General features: G+C 73.1%; 15 protein-coding genes and 1 tRNA gene. 8 read left to right on the top strand and 8 right to left on the bottom strand.

Translation table 11 applies throughout. From position 1 onward, the window contains the following. Positions 1–12 precede the first annotated feature (12 nt). The 3 genes from ACFZAT_RS19825 to ACFZAT_RS19815 all read right to left on the bottom strand — a co-directional run bounded on the left by ACFZAT_RS19825 (position 13) and on the right by ACFZAT_RS19815 (position 4,328). Positions 13–2,592, bottom strand: coding sequence for an FtsX-like permease family protein (locus ACFZAT_RS19825; protein ID WP_391265516.1), 2,580 nt, complete (start codon positions 2,590–2,592; stop codon positions 13–15). Then, positions 2,589–3,377 (bottom strand): ATP-binding cassette domain-containing protein, encoded by a 789-nt coding sequence (locus ACFZAT_RS19820; protein ID WP_391265515.1) that lies wholly within the window; start codon positions 3,375–3,377, stop codon positions 2,589–2,591. The genes ACFZAT_RS19825 and ACFZAT_RS19820 overlap by 4 nt, the downstream gene beginning before the upstream one ends. 360 nt (positions 3,378–3,737) lie before the next feature. Continuing rightward, the gene (locus tag ACFZAT_RS19815; RefSeq protein ID WP_391265514.1) at positions 3,738–4,328 is read right to left on the bottom strand and encodes a TetR family transcriptional regulator; all 591 of its coding nucleotides are present in this window, start codon (positions 4,326–4,328) and stop codon (positions 3,738–3,740) included. Positions 4,329–4,403: 75 nt separating this feature from the next. Here ACFZAT_RS19815 and ACFZAT_RS19810 point away from each other — a divergent pair, with 75 nt between their 5' ends. The 3 genes from ACFZAT_RS19810 to ACFZAT_RS19800 are packed head-to-tail and all read left to right on the top strand — an operon-like array spanning position 4,404 to position 6,402. Continuing rightward, positions 4,404–5,096, top strand: coding sequence for an NAD(P)H-binding protein (locus tag ACFZAT_RS19810; RefSeq protein ID WP_391265513.1), 693 nt, complete (start codon positions 4,404–4,406; stop codon positions 5,094–5,096). Then, entirely contained in the window at positions 5,093–5,497 is a 405-nt protein-coding gene (locus tag ACFZAT_RS19805) for a pyridoxamine 5'-phosphate oxidase family protein (RefSeq protein WP_391265512.1), read from the top strand. The genes ACFZAT_RS19810 and ACFZAT_RS19805 overlap by 4 nt, the downstream gene beginning before the upstream one ends. A 35-nt stretch (positions 5,498–5,532) precedes the next feature. Beyond that, the gene (locus ACFZAT_RS19800) at positions 5,533–6,402 is read left to right on the top strand and encodes a haloalkane dehalogenase (protein WP_391265511.1); all 870 of its coding nucleotides are present in this window, start codon (positions 5,533–5,535) and stop codon (positions 6,400–6,402) included. Between the two features lie 18 nt (positions 6,403–6,420). Here the strand turns inward: ACFZAT_RS19800 and ACFZAT_RS19795 are convergent, their stop codons facing one another. Next, the gene (locus ACFZAT_RS19795; protein ID WP_391265510.1) at positions 6,421–7,878 is read right to left on the bottom strand and encodes an MFS transporter; all 1,458 of its coding nucleotides are present in this window, start codon (positions 7,876–7,878) and stop codon (positions 6,421–6,423) included. A 149-nt stretch (positions 7,879–8,027) separates the two neighbouring features. Here ACFZAT_RS19795 and ACFZAT_RS19790 point away from each other — a divergent pair, with 149 nt between their 5' ends. Further along, the gene (locus ACFZAT_RS19790) at positions 8,028–8,483 is read left to right on the top strand and encodes a MarR family transcriptional regulator (RefSeq protein ID WP_391265509.1); all 456 of its coding nucleotides are present in this window, start codon (positions 8,028–8,030) and stop codon (positions 8,481–8,483) included. A gap of 7 nt (positions 8,484–8,490) precedes the next feature. Here ACFZAT_RS19790 and ACFZAT_RS19785 read toward each other — a convergent pair whose 3' ends face one another. The 3 genes from ACFZAT_RS19785 to ACFZAT_RS19775 form a co-directional block, all read right to left on the bottom strand. Next, entirely contained in the window at positions 8,491–9,435 is a 945-nt protein-coding gene (locus ACFZAT_RS19785; protein WP_391265508.1) for a cellulose-binding protein, read from the bottom strand. Between the two features lie 196 nt (positions 9,436–9,631). Continuing rightward, complete coding sequence (locus ACFZAT_RS19780) at positions 9,632–12,052, bottom strand: SUKH-4 family immunity protein (RefSeq protein ID WP_391265507.1); 2,421 nt, start codon at positions 12,050–12,052, stop codon at positions 9,632–9,634. A 5-nt stretch (positions 12,053–12,057) separates the two neighbouring features. Further along, positions 12,058–13,035 carry an HNH endonuclease gene (locus tag ACFZAT_RS19775; protein ID WP_391265506.1) on the bottom strand — a complete coding sequence of 326 codons (978 nt, stop codon included), beginning with the start codon at positions 13,033–13,035 and terminating at the stop codon, positions 12,058–12,060. A 304-nt stretch (positions 13,036–13,339) separates the two neighbouring features. Between ACFZAT_RS19775 and ACFZAT_RS19770 the strand changes: the two genes are divergently transcribed. Next, entirely contained in the window at positions 13,340–13,873 is a 534-nt protein-coding gene (locus tag ACFZAT_RS19770) for a YwqJ-related putative deaminase (protein WP_073968573.1), read from the top strand. Between the two features lie 8 nt (positions 13,874–13,881). Continuing rightward, a complete protein-coding gene (locus ACFZAT_RS19765; protein ID WP_391265505.1) occupies positions 13,882–14,406 on the top strand; it encodes an SUKH-3 domain-containing protein in 525 nt (174 codons plus the stop codon). A gap of 53 nt (positions 14,407–14,459) precedes the next feature. Here ACFZAT_RS19765 and ACFZAT_RS19760 read toward each other — a convergent pair whose 3' ends face one another. Then, positions 14,460–15,779, bottom strand: a complete 1,320-nt coding sequence (locus tag ACFZAT_RS19760) for a histidine kinase (RefSeq protein WP_391265504.1) — start codon at positions 15,777–15,779, stop codon at positions 14,460–14,462. Between the two features lie 155 nt (positions 15,780–15,934). Between ACFZAT_RS19760 and ACFZAT_RS19755 the strand changes: the two genes are divergently transcribed. Further along, positions 15,935–16,603 (top strand): hypothetical protein, encoded by a 669-nt coding sequence (locus ACFZAT_RS19755; RefSeq protein ID WP_391265503.1) that lies wholly within the window; start codon positions 15,935–15,937, stop codon positions 16,601–16,603. A gap of 7 nt (positions 16,604–16,610) precedes the next feature. After that, positions 16,611–16,683: transfer RNA gene (locus tag ACFZAT_RS19750), tRNA-Gln, on the top strand. Positions 16,684–16,790: the final 107 nt, after the last annotated feature.

Below are 16,790 nucleotides of genomic sequence, written 5' to 3'. Positions count from 1 at the left end.
CGTCAGGGTGTCTCACCCGTCCGTGGCGATCGCGTTCAGGACGTTCATCCGGCCCGCCCGGAACGCCGGGACCAGGGCGGCGAACAGTCCGACGAAGGCGGAGGCGACGAACACCGTGATGATCGTCGGCCACGGGATGTCCAGGACTCCCAGGCCCTCCAGGGCCAGCAGCTTCTGGGCCGAGGTGCCCCAGCCCATTCCCAGGCCGAGGCCGAGCAGGGCGCCGAAGAGGGCGATGACCACGGACTCCAGCCGGATCATCCGGCGCATCTGGCGGCGGGAGAGGCCGATGGCGCGCATCAGGCCGATCTCGCGGGTCCGTTCGACCACCGACAGGGCCAGGGTGTTCACCACACCGAGCACCGCGACGATGATCGCCAGGGCGAGCAGGCCGTAGACGACGTTCAGGAGCTGGCCGATCTGGTCCTTCAGGTCCTCCTTGAAGTCGGCCTGGTTCTGGACCTTGTACGTCGGGTACTTCGCGAGCGAGTCCTTGAGCGCCGCGTAGGCCGCCTTCTCCTCGCCGTCCTTCGCCTTGGCGAACATGAGCATGTTCTGCGGCATCTTGGCGGCGGGGACGTAGCGCTGGGCGGTCGAGGTGTTCATGTACATCGCGCCCTGGTCGAGCGACGTCTCGTCCGAGGTGACCGCGGCGACCTTCAGCTTCGCCGTGTCGCCGCCCGCGAACGCGACGGTGATCGTGTCACCGACCTTGACGCGGTGCGCGGTGGCGTAGTCCTCGCCCACCGACATGGCGTTCTCGCCGTACGCCTTCGCCAGCTCACCGGAGAGGACCTCGCGCCGGACGTCCTGCTGGTAGCTCGGGTCGGCCGCCGTGACCTCCTGCTTCTTCGTCACGCCGTCCGGGGTGGTGAGCCTGGCGTCCAGGACCCGGTAGTGCGTGAGGTGCTCGATGCCGGGTGCGGCGGCCAGTGCCTCGGCGGCCTGCGGGACGATCGGCTGGCCGCTGCCCGACTGCACGATGAAGTCCGCCCCCACCGACTTGTCGAGCTCGTCCGTGGCCGAGGCGACCATCGAGGAACCGACCACGGACAGGCAGGCCACCAGGGCCAGGCCGATCATCAGGGCCGCCCCGGTCGCGCCGGTGCGGCGCGGGTTGCGCAGCGCGTTGCGCTCGGCGAGCCGGCCGACCGGGCCGAAGAACCGCAGGAGCACGGCGCTCAGCGCCCGTACGACGACTCCGGCGAGCAGCGGGCCGATGACGATGAAGCCGATCAGGGTGAGGACCACGCCGAGCCCGAGGAAGGCGGAACCGTCGCTCGCCTCGTCGACCCGGGTCGTCCACCACAGCGCGGCCGCGCCGGCACCGGTGAGGACGAGGCCGAGACCGGCCCTGACCCAGCCCGACCTGGCGTCCGCCGGGGTCCCGGCGTCGCGCAGGGCGGCCATCGGCGAGACCTTGCCCGCCCGGCGGGCCGGGACGTACGCGGCGAGGACGGTGACGACGATGCCGAGCGCGAGGCCGGTCACCGGGGTGGTCCAGGCGATGGTGAGGTCGTCGGTGGACAGCTCCATGCCGATGGCGCCCATGACCTTCATGAGCCCGACGGCGAGCCCGACCCCGGCACCGACGCCGAGGATCGATCCGACGATGCCCAGGAGCACCGCTTCCAGCAGCACCGAGCGGTTGACCTGCTTGCGGCTGGAACCGATGGCCCGCATCAGGCCGATCTCACGGGTGCGCTGGGCGACCAGCATCGAGAAGGTGTTGACGATCAGGAAGATGCCGACGAGGAAGGCGATCCCGGCGAAGCCGAGCATCGCGTACTTCATGACGTCGAGGAACGACCCCATGGAGTCCTTGCTCGCCGCCGCGGCCTCCTGCTGGGTCTGGAGCTTGTACGCGGCCGAGCCGCCGAGCGCCTCGGCGACGTTCTGCTTCAGCCGGGTGTCGCTGACGCCGGGTGCGGCGGTGACGGAGAGGTGCGTGAAGGCGTCGGGGGCGCCGAGCAGCGCGCGCTGGGCGGTGGCGGTGTCGAGGTAGACGATCGCCGCACCGGGGTTGGTCACCTTGAAGGTGGCGATGCCGCTGATCTTCCCGGTGATGTCGCCGGTGGCCGCGATGGTGCGCAGCTCGTCACCGATCTTGAGGTGGTGCTTCTCCGCGGTGTCGGCGTCGACCATGACCTCGGTCGGGCCGCGCGGGGCGTGGCCCGAGGTGATCTCCATGGACCGCAGGTCGTTCTGCGTCCAGTTGCCGGCGATGGTGGGGGCGCCGGTCTCGGAGCCCATGTTCTTGTTGTGGCTGTCGACGACGGTGACGGCCGCGCTGGAGACGCCGCCCTCGGCCTTCCTCACCCCGTCGGCCTTCGCGACCCGCGCGAGAACGGACGCCGGCAGCGACTCCGGCTTGCCGTCCTTGGGGATGTCGTCGGCCTTGGCGTTCTTCGGGCTCACGGTGACATCGGCGGAGGTGGCGGCGAAGAGCTTGTCGAACGTGGCGTTCATCGTGTCGGTGAAGACGAGCGTGCCACAGACGAACGCCACCGAGAGCAGGACGGCGACGGCGGAGAGCGCCATGCGTCCCTTGTGCGCGAGGAAGTTGCGCATCGAGGTCTTCCACACGGTCATGACGTCCGCCCGCGCGCGTCGAAGTCCTTCATGCGGTCCAGCACCTGGTCGGCGGTGGGGTTGTGCATCTCGTCCACGATGCGCCCGTCGGCGAGGTAGAGGACGCGGTCCGCGTAGGAGGCGGCGACCGGGTCGTGGGTGACCATGACGATGGTCTGGCCCAGCTCGTCCACGGACCGGCGCAGGAAGCTCAGGACCTCGGCCCCGGCCCGGGAGTCCAGGTTCCCGGTCGGCTCGTCGCCGAAGATGATCTCCGGCTTGGCGGCGAGGGCCCGCGCCACCGCGACGCGCTGCTGCTGGCCGCCGGAGAGCTGGGTCGGCCGGTGCTTGAGGCGGCCGGCCAGGCCGACGGTCTCCACGACCTGGTTCAGCCAGGCGGCGTCGGGCTTGCGGCCGGCGATGTCCATCGGCAGCGTGATGTTCTCCAGCGCGTTCAGCGTCGGCAGCAGGTTGAACGCCTGGAAGATGAACCCGATGCGGTCGCGCCGGAGCTGGGTGAGCTTCTTGTCCCTGAGCCCGGTGATCTCGGTGTCGGCGACGTGGATCTGGCCGGACGTCACGGTGTCGAGGCCGGCCAGGCAGTGCATCAGCGTCGACTTGCCGGAGCCGGACGGGCCCATGATCGCGGTGAACTGCCCGCGGGCGATGTCCACGTCGACATGGTCGAGCGCGACGACCCGGGTCTCTCCGCTCCCGTACGCCTTGACGACCTGCCGCGCCCGCGCAGCCACGGCCGTACGCCCTCCAGTGCCCCCGTGCCTGGGAATGGTTACAGCCGTTGTCACGGTTTTTCTCCTATGTCGGTCGGCGACGGACCCGTCGCCGTCTGCGGTGAAGTCTGCTGGGGGGAGGGGGTCCGGCGCGCTGGTGCCCAGCGCAGTCTTCCGGTGGGGTTTTCCCCACCCCGTTCCCTCCGGTCCGCCCTTTCGGCGGCGCGTGTGCGATGCGTATGCGGTGCGTGTGCGCTACGTCTGCGGTACGACGACCACGCTACGGAGAGACCCCGCCCCCGCACGTCCTCCAGCGGGAGGAACGGCCCCTGGCCCGCTGTACGGAGCTCCCCCTAGGGGCCTGGACCCCCGGGTGGACCCCGGTCTCAGGGACTGCACCCAGGGGTCCCCGCCTCTGGGCGGGCAAGACACCCCCTAGCGCCGCCGGGGCGCGAGTGCCGCGCGGATGGCCGGGGTGAGGGCGGCGCGGGTCTCGGCCGGGGTGAGGGCGGCCGGGGTGGGCAGCGGGTTCAGATAGCGGGTGTAGATGATCCCGCCGAGCACGGTCACGACGGCGGTGGCGCGGGCGGTCGCGTCCGGGCCGCCGAGAAATTCAACGAGCGGCCCCAGCAGCTCCTGTTCCAGGTATTCGCGGACGACCTCGGCGGCGGTCTCGCCCCGGGTCGACAGGCGCCGGAAGTCGGCGTCCTCCCACAGGTCCGTCACCGCGTCGATCAGCCGCCCCGGCAGGGTGACCGGATCACCGCCCAGCACCTCGTCCACCGACAGCGCACGCGCGCACTGGAACTGCATCACGTCCGCGAACAGGCCCTTCTTGGACCCGAAGTGATACGCGATCAGAGCCGGGTCCACCCCGGCCGCCCCGGCCACGGCGCGCAGTGTGGTCGCCCGGTAGCCGCGTTCCAGGAACAGTTCACGCGCCGCCACCACGAGCGATTCACGGATCGGCGGATTGCCCCGGGGGCGGCCTCGGGGCCGGGCGGGGGCGGCCGGGGCGTTATTCATCAGCGTTGAGCCTGCGTGGCGTGATCCGCACAGTCAAGGCGTTCCCACCGCATCCCGAAGGAAGCAGCCCCCACCATGCGCATCACCCTGTTCGGCGCCACCGGCCCGACCGGACGCCACCTCACCGAGCAGGCGGTCGCCGCCGGTCACCAGGTCACCGCCGTCATCCGCCGCCCCGGTTCGCTGCCGGCCCGCCCCGGGGTCACCCCGGCCGTCGCCGACGCCACCGACCCGGCGGCCGTGGACGCCGCGGTCGAGGGGGCGGACGCCGTCCTGTCCGCACTCGGCGCCCGCTTCAGCAAGCAGCCCGTCACCCTGTACTCGCAGAGCGCCTCGGCCATCACCCGGGCCATGAGCCGGCACGGCGTGGGGCGGCTGCTGGTCGTCAGCTCCAGCATCGCCGACCCGCGTTGGCGGCCCACCGGGGCGCACTTCTTCAACCACGTGCTCGACCCGCTGGTCAACCGGCGCCTGGGCCGCACCCTGCACGCGGACATGCGCCGCATGGAAAACATCGTCGGCCGCACGGCCCTCGACTGGACCCTGGTGCGCCCCTCGGGCCTCTTCGAGCACCCCGTCGTCACCGACTACCTCACCGCCCCCTCCAGCGCCGACGGCGTCTTCACCGCCCGCTCCGACCTCGCCGCGAGCATGCTGCGCGAGCTGGAGGAACGACGCCATGTGCGTACGGCGATGGGCGTCGTCACGACCGCCGTGAAGCCGAACGTCGCCAAGCTGATCTGGAACGAGGGCGTGAGGAAGAAGTGAGCCGGGAACGCCCCCGGCTCACCGCCGCCGCCCTCGCGTTCCTCGCCCTCCCGCTCACCGCCACCCTCACCACACTGCGCCCCGACGGCACCCCGCACGTGGCCCCGGTCCGCTTCACCTTCGACCCGGCCACCGGCCTCGCCCGGGTGGCCACCAGGGCCTCCGCCCGCAAGGCACGCCATGTGTCGGCGGGCGGTCCGGCGGCCCGGGTCGCGCTCTGCCAGGCCGACGGCTTCCGCTGGATCACCCTCGAAGGCAGAGCCTCGGTGACCGACGACGCCGTACGCCTGGCGGAGGCGGTACGCCGCTACACCGCCCGCTACGGGGCGGCCCCGCCCGAGGTGCCGGACCTGGCGGTCGTCGAGATCACCGTCGAACGGGCCCTGCACCTCAACGTATGAAGTCCACCCACCAGAAAGCGATGTGAGACAGCGTCATGCCCACCGTTCCCGTCCTCGGCACCACCGTCCACTACCGTGAGTCCGGCGACCCCGGCGGCCTGCCGTTCGTCTTCCTGCACGGCAACCCCACCTCCTCGCACCTCTGGCGCAACATCCTGCCGGGGGTGGCCGCGCCCGGCCGCCGGCTGCTCGCTCCCGATCTCATCGGCATGGGCGACTCCGGCAAGCCCCGGCTCGCCTACTCCTTCGAGGACCACGCCCGGCACCTGGACGCCTGGTTCGACGCGCTCGGCCTGGCCGAGGCCGTGCTGATCGGCCACGACTGGGGTGGCGCGCTCGCCTTCGACCGGGCCGCCCGCCGCCCCGGAACCGTCCAGGGGCTCGCCTTCACGGAGACGATCGTCAAGCCGCTGTACGGCGACGAGTTCCCGCCCGCCGGACGCGAGCTGTTCACCCTGCTCCGGACGCCCGGAGTGGGCGAGCGCATGATCCTGGACCAGAACGGGTTCATCGAGGGGCTGCCGGGCACGCTCGCCACCCCGCTCGACCCCGCCGACCTCGACGCCTACCGCCGCCCCTTCCCGGCCCCGGAGAGCCGCCGGCCCATCCTGGCGTGGACGCGGATGATGCCGCTGGACGGCGAGCCGGCCGACGTCGTGGCCCGCGTGGAGCGCTACGACGCCTGGCTGGCCGCGAGCCCCGAAGTGCCCAAACTGCTGGCCGCGTTCGAACCGGGCCCGGGCGCCATGACCGACGCGGCGACCGTGGCCTGGTGCGAGGCGAACATCGCGGGGCTGGAGGTCTTCCGGGGCGGCCTCGCCGGTCACCACTCCCCGGAGGACCGGCCGCAGGAGCTGGCCTCGGCGATCTCCGGGTGGGCGACGCGCCACGGCCTGGGGACCTGAGGCCGGTCCGGGAGCGGTTCAGCCCTTGGCCGCCGCCGTCTCCGGGGCGGCCGGGGTGTCCGCCGTGCCGGAGGACGCGGCGGAGCCCCGTACCGCCGGGATGAAGGCGGAGATCGCGACGGCGACCAGTGCGACACCGCAGCCCAGGAGCAGGCCCGTGCGGAAGCCGGACTCGGAGGTGAAGGTGTAGCCGCCCGCCTCGGTGGTCATCTGGGCGAGGACCGCGCCGATCACGGCGGCGCCGACCGAGGTGCCGAGGGCGCGCATCAGGGTGTTGAAGCCGTTCGCGGCGGCGGTCTCGGAGGCCGGGACGGCGCTCATGATGAGGGCGGGCATCGCCCCGTACGCGAGGCCGACGCCGCTGCTGCTGACCATGAGGAAGAGCATCAGACCCCAGGCGGAGCCCATCAGCAGGATGCCGAGGCCGTAGGCGGCGGCGATGACGAGGACACCGGAGATCAGGGTGAACTTCGGGCCGCGGGCGTCGGTGAGCTTCCCACCGAACGGGGAGACGACCATCATCATGATGCCGCCGGGGGCCATCCACAGACCGGCCTGGAGCATCGTCTGGCCGAGCCCGTAGCCGGTGGCCTCGGGGAATTGGAGCAGCTGCGGCGCGATCAGCATGCCGGCGTACATGCCGAAGCCGACGAAGAGCGACGCGATGTTGGTGATGAGCACCCGGGGGCGGGCGGTGGTGCGCAGGTCGACCAGCGGGTCCGTGGTGCGCAGCTCCCAGAGGCCCCAGGCGAGGAGGATCACGACGGCGGCGGCGAACAGGCCGATGGTCGTCCCGGAGGCCCAGCCCCAGTCGGCGCCCTTCGACACGGCGAGGAGCAGGCAGACCAGGCCGGCCGCGAGGCCGAGCGCACCGGGCACGTCGAAGCGCTGCCCCTTGGCGCCCGCCGGGACGTCCGGGATCAGGGCCCAGATCAGTGCGCAGATCGCGACGGCCAGCACGGCCGAGCCCCAGAACAGCACGCGCCAGCTGGCGTACTGCGCGACCGCCGAGGCGATCGGCAGGCCGAGCGCGCCGCCGATCCCGAGCGAGGCGCTGACCAGGGCGATGGACGAGCTCATCTTCTCCGGCGGCACCACGTCGCGCAGCAGGGCGATCCCGAGCGGGACCATGCCCATGCCCATGCCCTGGAGCCCGCGCCCGACGATCATCGGGACGACGGAGGAGGAGAGCGCGCAGACCACCGAGCCCGCGATCAGCGGTACCGAGCAGGCGAGCAGCATCCGCCGCTTGCCGAGCAGGTCGCCGAGCCGGCCGGAGACCGGCACGCACACCGCGGAGACCAGCAGGGTCACGGTGATGACCCAGGCCGCGTTGGAGGACGAGGTGTCCAGGATCGTGGGCAGTTCCGCGATGAGGGGCGTGACCAGCGTCTGCATGACCGCTGCCACGGTGCCGGCGAAGGCCAGGGTGGCGACGACGGCGCCTGTCCTCGCCGACGGCTGGGGGGCATCCATGAGGGGGCTCCTTGGGGCGTGGTCCCGCCTGCCGGGACAGCGACATGCATCGTACATGCCCGATGTGTCATACACATTATGTGCCACGTACACACTGCATGCGAGAATGAGCCGCCGCCCACGAGCAGCAGAAGCAGGAGGCCGTCGCCATGCCCAGGCCCACGGAAGAGGTGGAGTACGAGCAGATGCTGCTCGGCCGCCACAGCCTCGCCGACCACCGCGGCGGACGCCACAAATACGCCCTGCTCGACCGCAGCGCGTACATCCTGCTGAGCCGGCTGCGCGTCCAGGGCCCCATGTCCAACGGCGAACTCAGCGACGCCTTCGGCCTCGACGCCTCCACCCTCAACCGCCAGACCGCCGCCGTGGCCCGCGCCGGGCTCGCCGAACGCATCCCGGACCCGGACGGCGGCATGGCCCGCAAATTCCGCATCACCGACGAGGGCGCCCGGCTGCTGGACGCGGAGCGCGAACGCGTCGTGCGCTCCCTGGACCAGGTCATGCACGACTGGCCCGACGAGGACATCGCGGCCTTCGCCGGCTACCTCAAACGCTTCAACAGCAGCATCGAACAGCTCTCGTGCCGCCCCTGGCCCCGGCCCTGAGGGGCCGTCAGCCGCGCGCCCGCTCCTGTGCGGGCACCTGCGGCGCGTCCTCCCGCGCGGGCTCCGCCGCCGGGGACACCCGGCCCGTCAGCGCCGCGAGCGAACTCCGTACGTGGGCCATGTGGGCCTGGACCTCCTCGCGGCCCTCCTCGTGCTCCCGCAGGATGCGCTCGGTCTCCCGCACCACCCGCTCCTCGCGCACCCGCGCCCGCGCGATCAGCTCGGCCGCCCGCGCCTCCGCGTCCTCCTGGCCGTGCCGCGCCGCCTCCTCCGCCTCCGCCCGGGCCCGGCCCGCGGCGGCCAGCTCCGCCTCGGCGCGCTCCATCAGCCCGGCGTGCTCAGCGGCCTGCGCCGCCTCGGCGTCCGCGAGCTCCCGCTCCGCCGCCTTGTGCCGCTCGGCGTGCTCCTGCTCCTGGTGCGCCAGCACGCTCGCGGTGCGGGTGCGGGTCGCCGCCATCGCGGACTCCGCCTCCTCGCGCAGCCGCGCCGCCTCCGTACGCGCCGCCTCCAGCACCTCACCGGCCGCCGTCTCCGCCGCCGCCACCAGCTCACCGGCCGCGCTCTCCGCCGCCGCCCGGACCGCCTCCGCGTCCGTGCGCGCCGCGTCCCGCAGGGCCCGGGCCGCCGCGTCCGCCTCGTCCCGGAGCGCCTGCGCCTCCTCGCGCGCCGCGCCCTGGAGCGCCCCGGCCTCCTCCTCCGCCAGCGCCAGGATCCGCTGCGCCCGCTCCCCCAGCGGCGTGTAGTCCGGCGGGGCCAGCCGCGCCACGGCCTCGTCGAGCCGGGCCGACTCCGCCGCCAGCTCCTCCGCGAGCCCCGTCAGCCGGGCCACCCGCGCCACGGCCTCGTCGCGCTCCGCGGACAGGTCCGCCACCGCCCGGTCCACCTGCTCCGGGCGGTACCCACGACCCCGTACACCGACGAACCCGTACGCGGACCCCGGTGCAGAACTCATCCCTGACGCCTCTTTCCGATCATCCCGGCTGCGATGCTCCGGCCATCGAGCATGACGCCAAGGATGCGGCAATTGGTCGGGAAGTCCGAATCAATGCGGCGCTTTCCGGACGGAAGCGACCGGCATCACATACGGCAAAGGCGTGGTGCCCGGCCCCCCGAAAGGGGCCGGGCACCACGCCCCGCACCCGGAACGGTCAGATCAGCCCGTCCCACATCTGTTCCAGCAGCACCGACCACCAGCTCTCCGGCGACGACAGCGCCGCCGCGTCCAGCGCCACCAGCTGCGCCTGGAAGTCCACCGTCCAGCGGCCCGCCTGCTCCGGGTTCAGCCCGTACCGCAGCCGCCACATCCGGCCCAGCAGCGCCATGCACCGCACGAACTCCGGCAGCCCCGTGTTCACGAACTGCGGCGGCACCGGCGCACCGCCCGGACCCGCCTCCACCGGCACCGCCACGATGTGCGCGGTGCCGTACTGGACGCAGATCGCCCGGCCGAAGTCCGAGCCCATCACCAGATACGACCCCGCGTCGGACGCGGGCTGCACCTGCCGCTGGGCCGCCAGCTCCGCCAGCGTCGGCACCACCGGCTGGCCCGGCTGCGCCCAGAAGAACGGCCCGAAGTCGGCGGGCAGACCCGCCCACACCAGGGTCCGCGCCACGATCTCCGGCACGCCCTGACGGGACACCGCGCGCTGGTCGAAGCGGAGGACACCCTGCGGACCGAAGGTCTGCATCATCTCCTCGGCCAGCGCCTCCGGCGGCACCGGCGGCGCGGGCTGCATCTGCGGCAGCGGCGCCCGCACCGGCGCGGGCCGCGCGGGGCCGTCCGCCACCTGGTGCAGCTCGCCCTGGTGCGTCAGCAGATGCTGCATGCCCTGCTGCCGGCTCGCATGGTCCGTGCCGTACGGGGCGACGGAGGTGATCCGCACCTGCGGCCAGGTCTCCCGGATCATCCGGGCGCAGTAGCCACCGGGCAGCTCACAGGACTCCAGCTCCGTGTGCAGCTCGATCACCTGCTGCGGCGGTACGTTCATCGCCCGCAGCTCGTGCAGCATCTGCCACTCCGGGTGCGGGGTGCCCGGCGCCGAGCGGCGGATCAGCTGCTGCTCGCTGCCGTCCGGCGCCCGGAAGCGCAGCACCGCCTGGTAGCCCGGACCCACGGTCGGCTGACCGGGCGGCGTCTGCGGATAGCCGTACGCGGGCGGCGCACCCACCGGCGGACCCGGCGGCTGCGGCGCCCCCGGACCGGTCTGCGCCGGCCCCGCGAGCATCGTCGCCGCGTGGTGCACCCCGCCCGGGCCGGGCGGAGGCGTCGCACCCGGCGGCGGAGGAGGCTGCTGCCCCACGGGCGCACCGGGGACTCCGGGCGGACCGGGCGGCTGGGGGGCGCCCGGCACACCCGGCGGGCCGGGGGGCTGCGGGACGCCCGCGCCGGACGACGGGTCGGCGAACATCGTGGCCGCCTGGTGCACCCCGCCACCGGCGGGCGGCGGCGTCGGCGGACCGGGCGGCTGCGGGGCGCCGGGCGGGCCCAGCTGGGAGACGAGCTGCGTCGGCACGTAGCCGCCCGCGGGCGCGCCGGGCGCACCCGGGCCCGACGGCGGCGGCACCGGCGCGCCCGGCCGGGCACCCGGGGTGCCGGGGGCACCGGGCGGCGGCGGAGGCGTGGTCCCCCGCGAGGCACGCGGCGGAAGGGCAGCCTTGCTCGTCGCGGCGTCGGCGATGTCCCCGGCCCCGGGGGGCGGGGTGTGCTGGGCCGGCGGAGGCGTGTGCTGGGCGGGAGGCGGCGTGTGCTGCCCCGGCACCGGCGGACCGGGCACGGAGGTCCCGGGAACGGGCGGACCCGGCACCGGCGGACGCTCGCCGCCCAGGCTCGGCGCGATCGCGGTCTTCGGGAGCGCGCTGCCGCCCGACATCAGCGCCGTCGGCGCGTCCGCCGGAACGACCGGGGGCAGCTCCTCCTCGTCATCGGCGCCCGACAGCGGCGGCGCGAACACCGTCGCCGGAAGTGCCACCTCCGCGTCGTCCGAGTCCGCGTTCACATCGGTGCCCGCCCACGGCGTGGCCCCGACCGGCGGCTGGAGCGAGGACGCCGGTACGCCGTCCGAAGCGGTCGGCTCGTACGCCACCGAACCGCCCTGCGAAGGCGTCGAGGGCGACGGGATCGGGGCCGGCGGCGGGAAGGACGACGGCGTCTCCGGGGCCGGCGGCGGGGTGTCGTCCCGCTCCGCACGCCGGTCCGGGATGCCCAGCTTGTCCGCCGCCTCCTGAAGCCACTCCGGCGGGCTCAACAGGAACGACGTCTGATTCAGGTCCACCCGCTCGGGCGGCGCGGGGGCGGCCGGCTCCACTTCCTGCGAGCCGTACTCCTCCTCGTACCGCCGGATCACCTCACCGACCGGCAGCCCGGGCCACAGCGTCGCCTCGCCGCTGTCCCGCGCGATCACCAGCCGCTGCCGGCCACCGTCGGACACCGGTCCGTCCTGGCGGTCCTCGGCCCACACCACGAATCCGAGTTCGAATTCACGTACGCGCACCTCACGGTGCTGGTACGCCGGAACATCGCCGTTCACCCATTCCTCAGCGCGCTCCTGCGCCTGAGCGAAGGTCACCATCGCGCTCACCCCTCCACCGGGACGGCCTGCGCGAAGCCGCCGTCCACCATCAGGTTCGCCACCGTCTCCAGCTCCGGCGGATTGCCCGCCAGCCGCTGGAGGAACGCGTCGAAGTCCTCACCGCACGGCAGCAGCAGCCGGTCCACCCGCTCCTGCACCGTCCAGCCGTCACGGTCCCGGGCGTCGTCGTACGCGCAGAACCACACCGAACCCAGGGCCGCGCCGCGCACCTTCACCGCGAGCAGACCGCCCTGCACGAAGGCCACGCCGAGGTAGTCCTTCGTCAGGTGGTCGCGCAGGCACTTGTTGACGTACACCAGGTCGTTCACGGCGGCCTCCTCGCGCACCGTGAAGAACGGCTGGTCGATCAGGAGACCCAGCTCCGCGTCGAGCGCCGTACCCGCCGGGGCCGAACCGCCCGCCGCCTTCAGGAACGAGCGGTACGCCCCCGGCAGCCGGTAGCCCAGGTCCTCCTCCACGCCCAGGATCTGCTGCTCCGTCACCGCAACGGCGCCCTTGGGCAGCCGGAAGTGCGCGGGGCGCGTCTCCTGGAGCGGGCGGGTGCCCCGCTTGTCCTGGTCGACCTCCGTGGACGCCAGCCCGCCGTGGTGGCGCAGCAGCGCCTTCACCTCGACCGGGATCAGCTCCATCCGACGGCCGCCCGGCACGTGGTGCCAGGTCCAGCCGTGCGGCGTCGCGACCGGCGGAATCGTGTCCCACAGCTCGTGCCCGGCCTCGGCCAGCGCCGCGTTCGCGGACACGTAGTCCGTCAGCCGCAGCTCGTCCACACCGAAACCCTGCGGAGGCTCCGCGATCTCCGCGGCGGCGCGCGCGTACGGCGAGAAGTCCGGACAGCCGTTCTCGTCCATCCGCACCCCTCTGGGGTGACGGGACGCCCGGACCGGGTCCGGGAAATGCACGAGCTGCCCGGCGTAGGCCGCGTTCGGTGGCGCGGCTTGCTGCCCGAGCCGACCTGTCGTCATGGCGGTTGCCCCCTGCTGCGTCTGGCTGATGAGGACCGACCTGCCCAGGAGGCGGTCCAGGCACAGCCTAAGCGGTGTCACCCGTACGGGGACCGGCCCCGTCATCCCCGGGCCACAGCCGTTACCAAACGTCACAACCGGGTGACGGACGAGCGACGGGAGCGCCACCGAACCGCGACACGCAGACACGTTTCAGCGACCCAGCTTTCACAGGACCCGACACATTTGGCAGGCTGTCACCCGCATACACGGGGGCGTGCACACCAAGCAGCGGCCGCTGCGGGCACGGGAGGGACACAGCACCATGCACACCGCACACTCGGCACAGACCGTCACGACCGGGGACCCGCGACTCAGCTGGAGCAGCACCGAGAAGGGCCCCGCGCCCCGGCTCGGCCAGCGCCGCGACGGCATCCTGCCCGCCGTCGCCGCCGCCCTGTCCGTGCGCGGCGAAACACTCACCTGCACCGCCGGCAAGGGCGACCAGCCGCCGGTCCTGCACCACCTCGTCCAGGACTTCCTGGACACCCTCCCCAGCGCGCAGCGCGAACGGTTCACCGGCCGCTGCCCCGAGGCCATACTCCTCTCCCGTCATCTCACCGCCGCCGAGGCCGGGCGCTCCAAGCGCGCCCAGCGCAAGCCGCTCACCAACGGCGAGGCCCGCCGCGCCCTCAAGCACGCCCGGCTCACCGCCCGCCGCATCCGCGAGGACGGCGACCCGCTGCACGGCAGTTACGCGGCACCCTGCCGCTCCTGCGCCGTCATGCTCGCCCACTTCGGCGTACGCCCGGTCGACCTCACCGCGAGCGGCGCGGCCACCACCGCAGAGAAGAGCTGACCGCGCCCATGCACGACCGCACCGACCTGCCCCGGCAGTCCGGCCCCGACCGCCAGTCCGCCACCCGCTTCCCCGTCGCCGTCGACGCCGCCCTGCGCGCCGCCGGCTGGACGCCCGGCCGCTGGGACATCCGCCAGGCCGAGGAGTGGGCCGACGCCCTGCGCTCGCACGCGTCGCCCGCCGGGCACCAGCACGCGGTCTTCCCGGCCGCGGTCGAGGCGTGGGCGGAGTTCGGGGGCCTGCACATCACCGCCACGGCGCCGGGGCGCCAGATCGCGCCGCCGGCCGTCCGCATCGACCCGCTGAGCGGGCTCCACCTCGCCCGCACCCTGGGCGACCTCGGCCGCGCGCTGGCGACCGAGGTCGCGCCGCTCGGCGAGGAGGGGGACGGGCAGGCCGTCCTGGCGATCGACCTGGCGGGGCGGGTGTACTCCATCGACCACACCGGGGACTGGTACCTCGGCCAGGACATCGACACGGCGCTGGCGACGCTGGTGACGGGGTTGCAGCCGGAGCGGCTGGTTTCGGGCTGAGCGCGGGGCTCCGGCGCGGCGGGTGCGGGGCCACCACCGCCAGGGGTCCGTCCTCAAACGCCGGACGGGCTGGACATGCCGCCGCCGTCCGGCAGGACCGCCGAGACGCGGAAACCGCCCGCGTCCGTCGGGCCCGAGACGAAGACGCCGCCCAGGCCCAGGACGCGTTCCCGCATGCCCACCAGGCCGTTGCCGCCGCTGGGCAGGCCCGCGTCGGCCGTCGCCGCGTCCGTGGGGCCGTTCTCCACCTGCATGGCGACCTCGGCGCCCCGGTGCGCCAGCCGCACCCACGTCTTCGCGCCCGCCGCGTGCTTGTGGACGTTGGTCAGGGCCTCCTGCACCACCCGGTACGCCGTCTGTTCCACCTCGGGCGCGTACGCGCGGGCGGAGCCCTCGACCGACAGCTCCACGGTCATGCCCGCCGCCCGGGACTGGCCGACCAGCGCCTCCACCTCGTCGAGCCGGGGCCCGTCCTCCGCCGCGGCCTGCGCCGCCCGGCCCACGGAGGCCAGCGGCACCTGCTCCAACCGGGCCGGCGCCGGATCACCGGCGCGCAGGACGCCCAGCATCTCGCGGAGCTCGGTGAGCGCCTGGCGCCCCATGTCGCCGACGAGGGCCGCGTTGCGCACCGCCTTCGCGGGATCCTTGGGCGCCACGGCCTGGAGCGCCGCCGCGTGCACGACCATCAGGCTCACCCGGTGGGCGACCACGTCGTGCATCTCGCGGGCGATCCGGGTCCGCTCCTCCGTACGGGCCCACTCGGCCCGCTCCTCGGCCCGGTCGGCGAGCAGCGACAGCTCCCGCTCCAGCGAGTCCGCGCGCTCCCGCAGGCTCTCCATCAGCCGGCGCCGCGCCCCTATGTACAGCCCGAACAGCACGGGCGGGGCGGTCAGCCCGACGGCCATGAAGAGGGAGAGCATGGGCACGTACCAGTCGCCGGGCCCGAAGTCGGCGTTCTCGTTCACGCCCTGGCGCAGCCGTACGTACGTCACGATGAACGTCCCCACCAGGGACATGCTCATCAGCACCGCGGTGATCCGCCGGGGCACCTCGGACGCGGCCAGCGTGTACAGGCCGACGAGGCCCATCAGGAAGCCCATCTCGGCGGGCGTCGTCGCGATCGAGACCAGCACCACGGCGATCGGCCACCGCCGCCGCACCAGGAGCACGGCCCCCGCGATCAGCCCGAACACCACCCCGAAGGGCACCGGCAGCCCGGTGTCCCCCGCGAAGTCCACCCCTTCGAGCCCGCACTCCGCCGCCGAAACGAGCGCGAGCCCCACATCCAGCGCGACACTCCGTCGCCGTTCCCACCACCAGTAGCCACGGGTGGTCGGACCCGCCGCTTCCCGGTCTTCCCCCGTTGCGGTCATGGCATCCAGCGTACGGGCGGTCGCATCCCATTTTCGGGTGACCTGCACAGCACGTCGTACGTTCGACCGGTGACCAAATGGTGGACAACCGCTCGAAATAACGGAAGGACCGCCCATTCGACCCGGACGTCCGGATTCCGGACAACGCTTGGCACATGACGGAAATCACGAGCAAGTACGCGGATTTCGAGGGCCCGCGCGAGCGCGCGGTCGCGTTACGACGGGAGGGCTTGAGCCGCCGCCAGATCCGGGACCGGCTGCACGTCGACAACAACGACATCCTCAACCGCCTGCTGCAGGGCGAGCCCCCGCCGGAGTGGACGAAGCGCCCACGCGCGAAGGACGACCTGCGGGCGAGGGCGCGGGAACTGCGGATCGGCGCCCTCACCGAGCGCGAGCTGTTCCTGCTGGGCGTCGGGCTGTACTGGGCGGAGGGAACCAAGGACAAGCCCCACGCGCGCCGCGAACGGGTTACCTTCGTGAACAGCGATCCCGCCATGATCCAGATCTTCCTGGCATGGCTTGCCCTGGTCGGCGTCAGCCCCGACAACCTTCGGTTCCACTTGATGATCCACGAATCGGCCGACGTCGCCGCCGAGAACTACTGGGCCGACCTCACTTGCACTGACGTCTCCAAGTTCGGCAAGACAACACTGAAGAAGCACAACCCCAAGACCAACCGCAAGAACGTCGGGGAGAACTACCGAGGCTGCCTCGTGATCCAAGTTCGCCAGAGCGCCGAGCTCTACCGTCGCATCGAGGGCTGGTGGTGCGGCATAGTAGGCGGCAGCGTTTTGGTGCAGGGCCATTCCTTGCCCAGCTGACGCGTGTTCCGCCGTAGTGTAATTGGCAGCACGGCATCCTTTGGAGATGTTCGGTCTAGGTTCGAGTCCTAGCGGCGGAGCAACACCACGGGCCCCGACCACCTAGGTCGGGGCCCGTGCCCATGTCCGGGCGGACGCCCCCCGGTATCCTGCGGATGTCCACCACCCGAAGCCGAAGGGCCTATCC

This window comes from Streptomyces sp. NPDC008163, assembly GCF_042956885.1.
Lineage (GTDB): Bacteria > Actinomycetota > Actinomycetes > Streptomycetales > Streptomycetaceae > Streptomyces > Streptomyces drozdowiczii_A.
This window is presented reverse-complemented; position numbering and strand designations above follow the sequence as displayed.

What these genes read in the sequence shown, in the direction of transcription:
- ACFZAT_RS19825 (WP_391265516.1), bottom strand. Translation starts at nt 2,592, where the DNA reads ATGACCGTGTGGAAGACCTCGATGCGCAACTTCCTCGCGCACAAGGGA.
- ACFZAT_RS19815 (WP_391265514.1), bottom strand. Translation starts at nt 4,328, where the DNA reads ATGAATAACGCCCCGGCCGCCCCCGCCCGGCCCCGAGGCCGCCCCCGG.
- ACFZAT_RS19810 (WP_391265513.1), top strand. Translation starts at nt 4,404, where the DNA reads ATGCGCATCACCCTGTTCGGCGCCACCGGCCCGACCGGACGCCACCTC.
- ACFZAT_RS19800 (WP_391265511.1), top strand. Translation starts at nt 5,533, where the DNA reads ATGCCCACCGTTCCCGTCCTCGGCACCACCGTCCACTACCGTGAGTCC.
- ACFZAT_RS19795 (WP_391265510.1), bottom strand. Translation starts at nt 7,878, where the DNA reads ATGGATGCCCCCCAGCCGTCGGCGAGGACAGGCGCCGTCGTCGCCACC.
- ACFZAT_RS19790 (WP_391265509.1), top strand. Translation starts at nt 8,028, where the DNA reads ATGCCCAGGCCCACGGAAGAGGTGGAGTACGAGCAGATGCTGCTCGGC.
- ACFZAT_RS19785 (WP_391265508.1), bottom strand. Translation starts at nt 9,435, where the DNA reads ATGAGTTCTGCACCGGGGTCCGCGTACGGGTTCGTCGGTGTACGGGGT.
- ACFZAT_RS19780 (WP_391265507.1), bottom strand. Translation starts at nt 12,052, where the DNA reads ATGGTGACCTTCGCTCAGGCGCAGGAGCGCGCTGAGGAATGGGTGAAC.
- ACFZAT_RS19775 (WP_391265506.1), bottom strand. Translation starts at nt 13,035, where the DNA reads ATGACGACAGGTCGGCTCGGGCAGCAAGCCGCGCCACCGAACGCGGCC.
- ACFZAT_RS19770 (WP_073968573.1), top strand. Translation starts at nt 13,340, where the DNA reads ATGCACACCGCACACTCGGCACAGACCGTCACGACCGGGGACCCGCGA.
- ACFZAT_RS19765 (WP_391265505.1), top strand. Translation starts at nt 13,882, where the DNA reads ATGCACGACCGCACCGACCTGCCCCGGCAGTCCGGCCCCGACCGCCAG.
- ACFZAT_RS19760 (WP_391265504.1), bottom strand. Translation starts at nt 15,779, where the DNA reads ATGACCGCAACGGGGGAAGACCGGGAAGCGGCGGGTCCGACCACCCGT.
- ACFZAT_RS19755 (WP_391265503.1), top strand. Translation starts at nt 15,935, where the DNA reads ATGACGGAAATCACGAGCAAGTACGCGGATTTCGAGGGCCCGCGCGAG.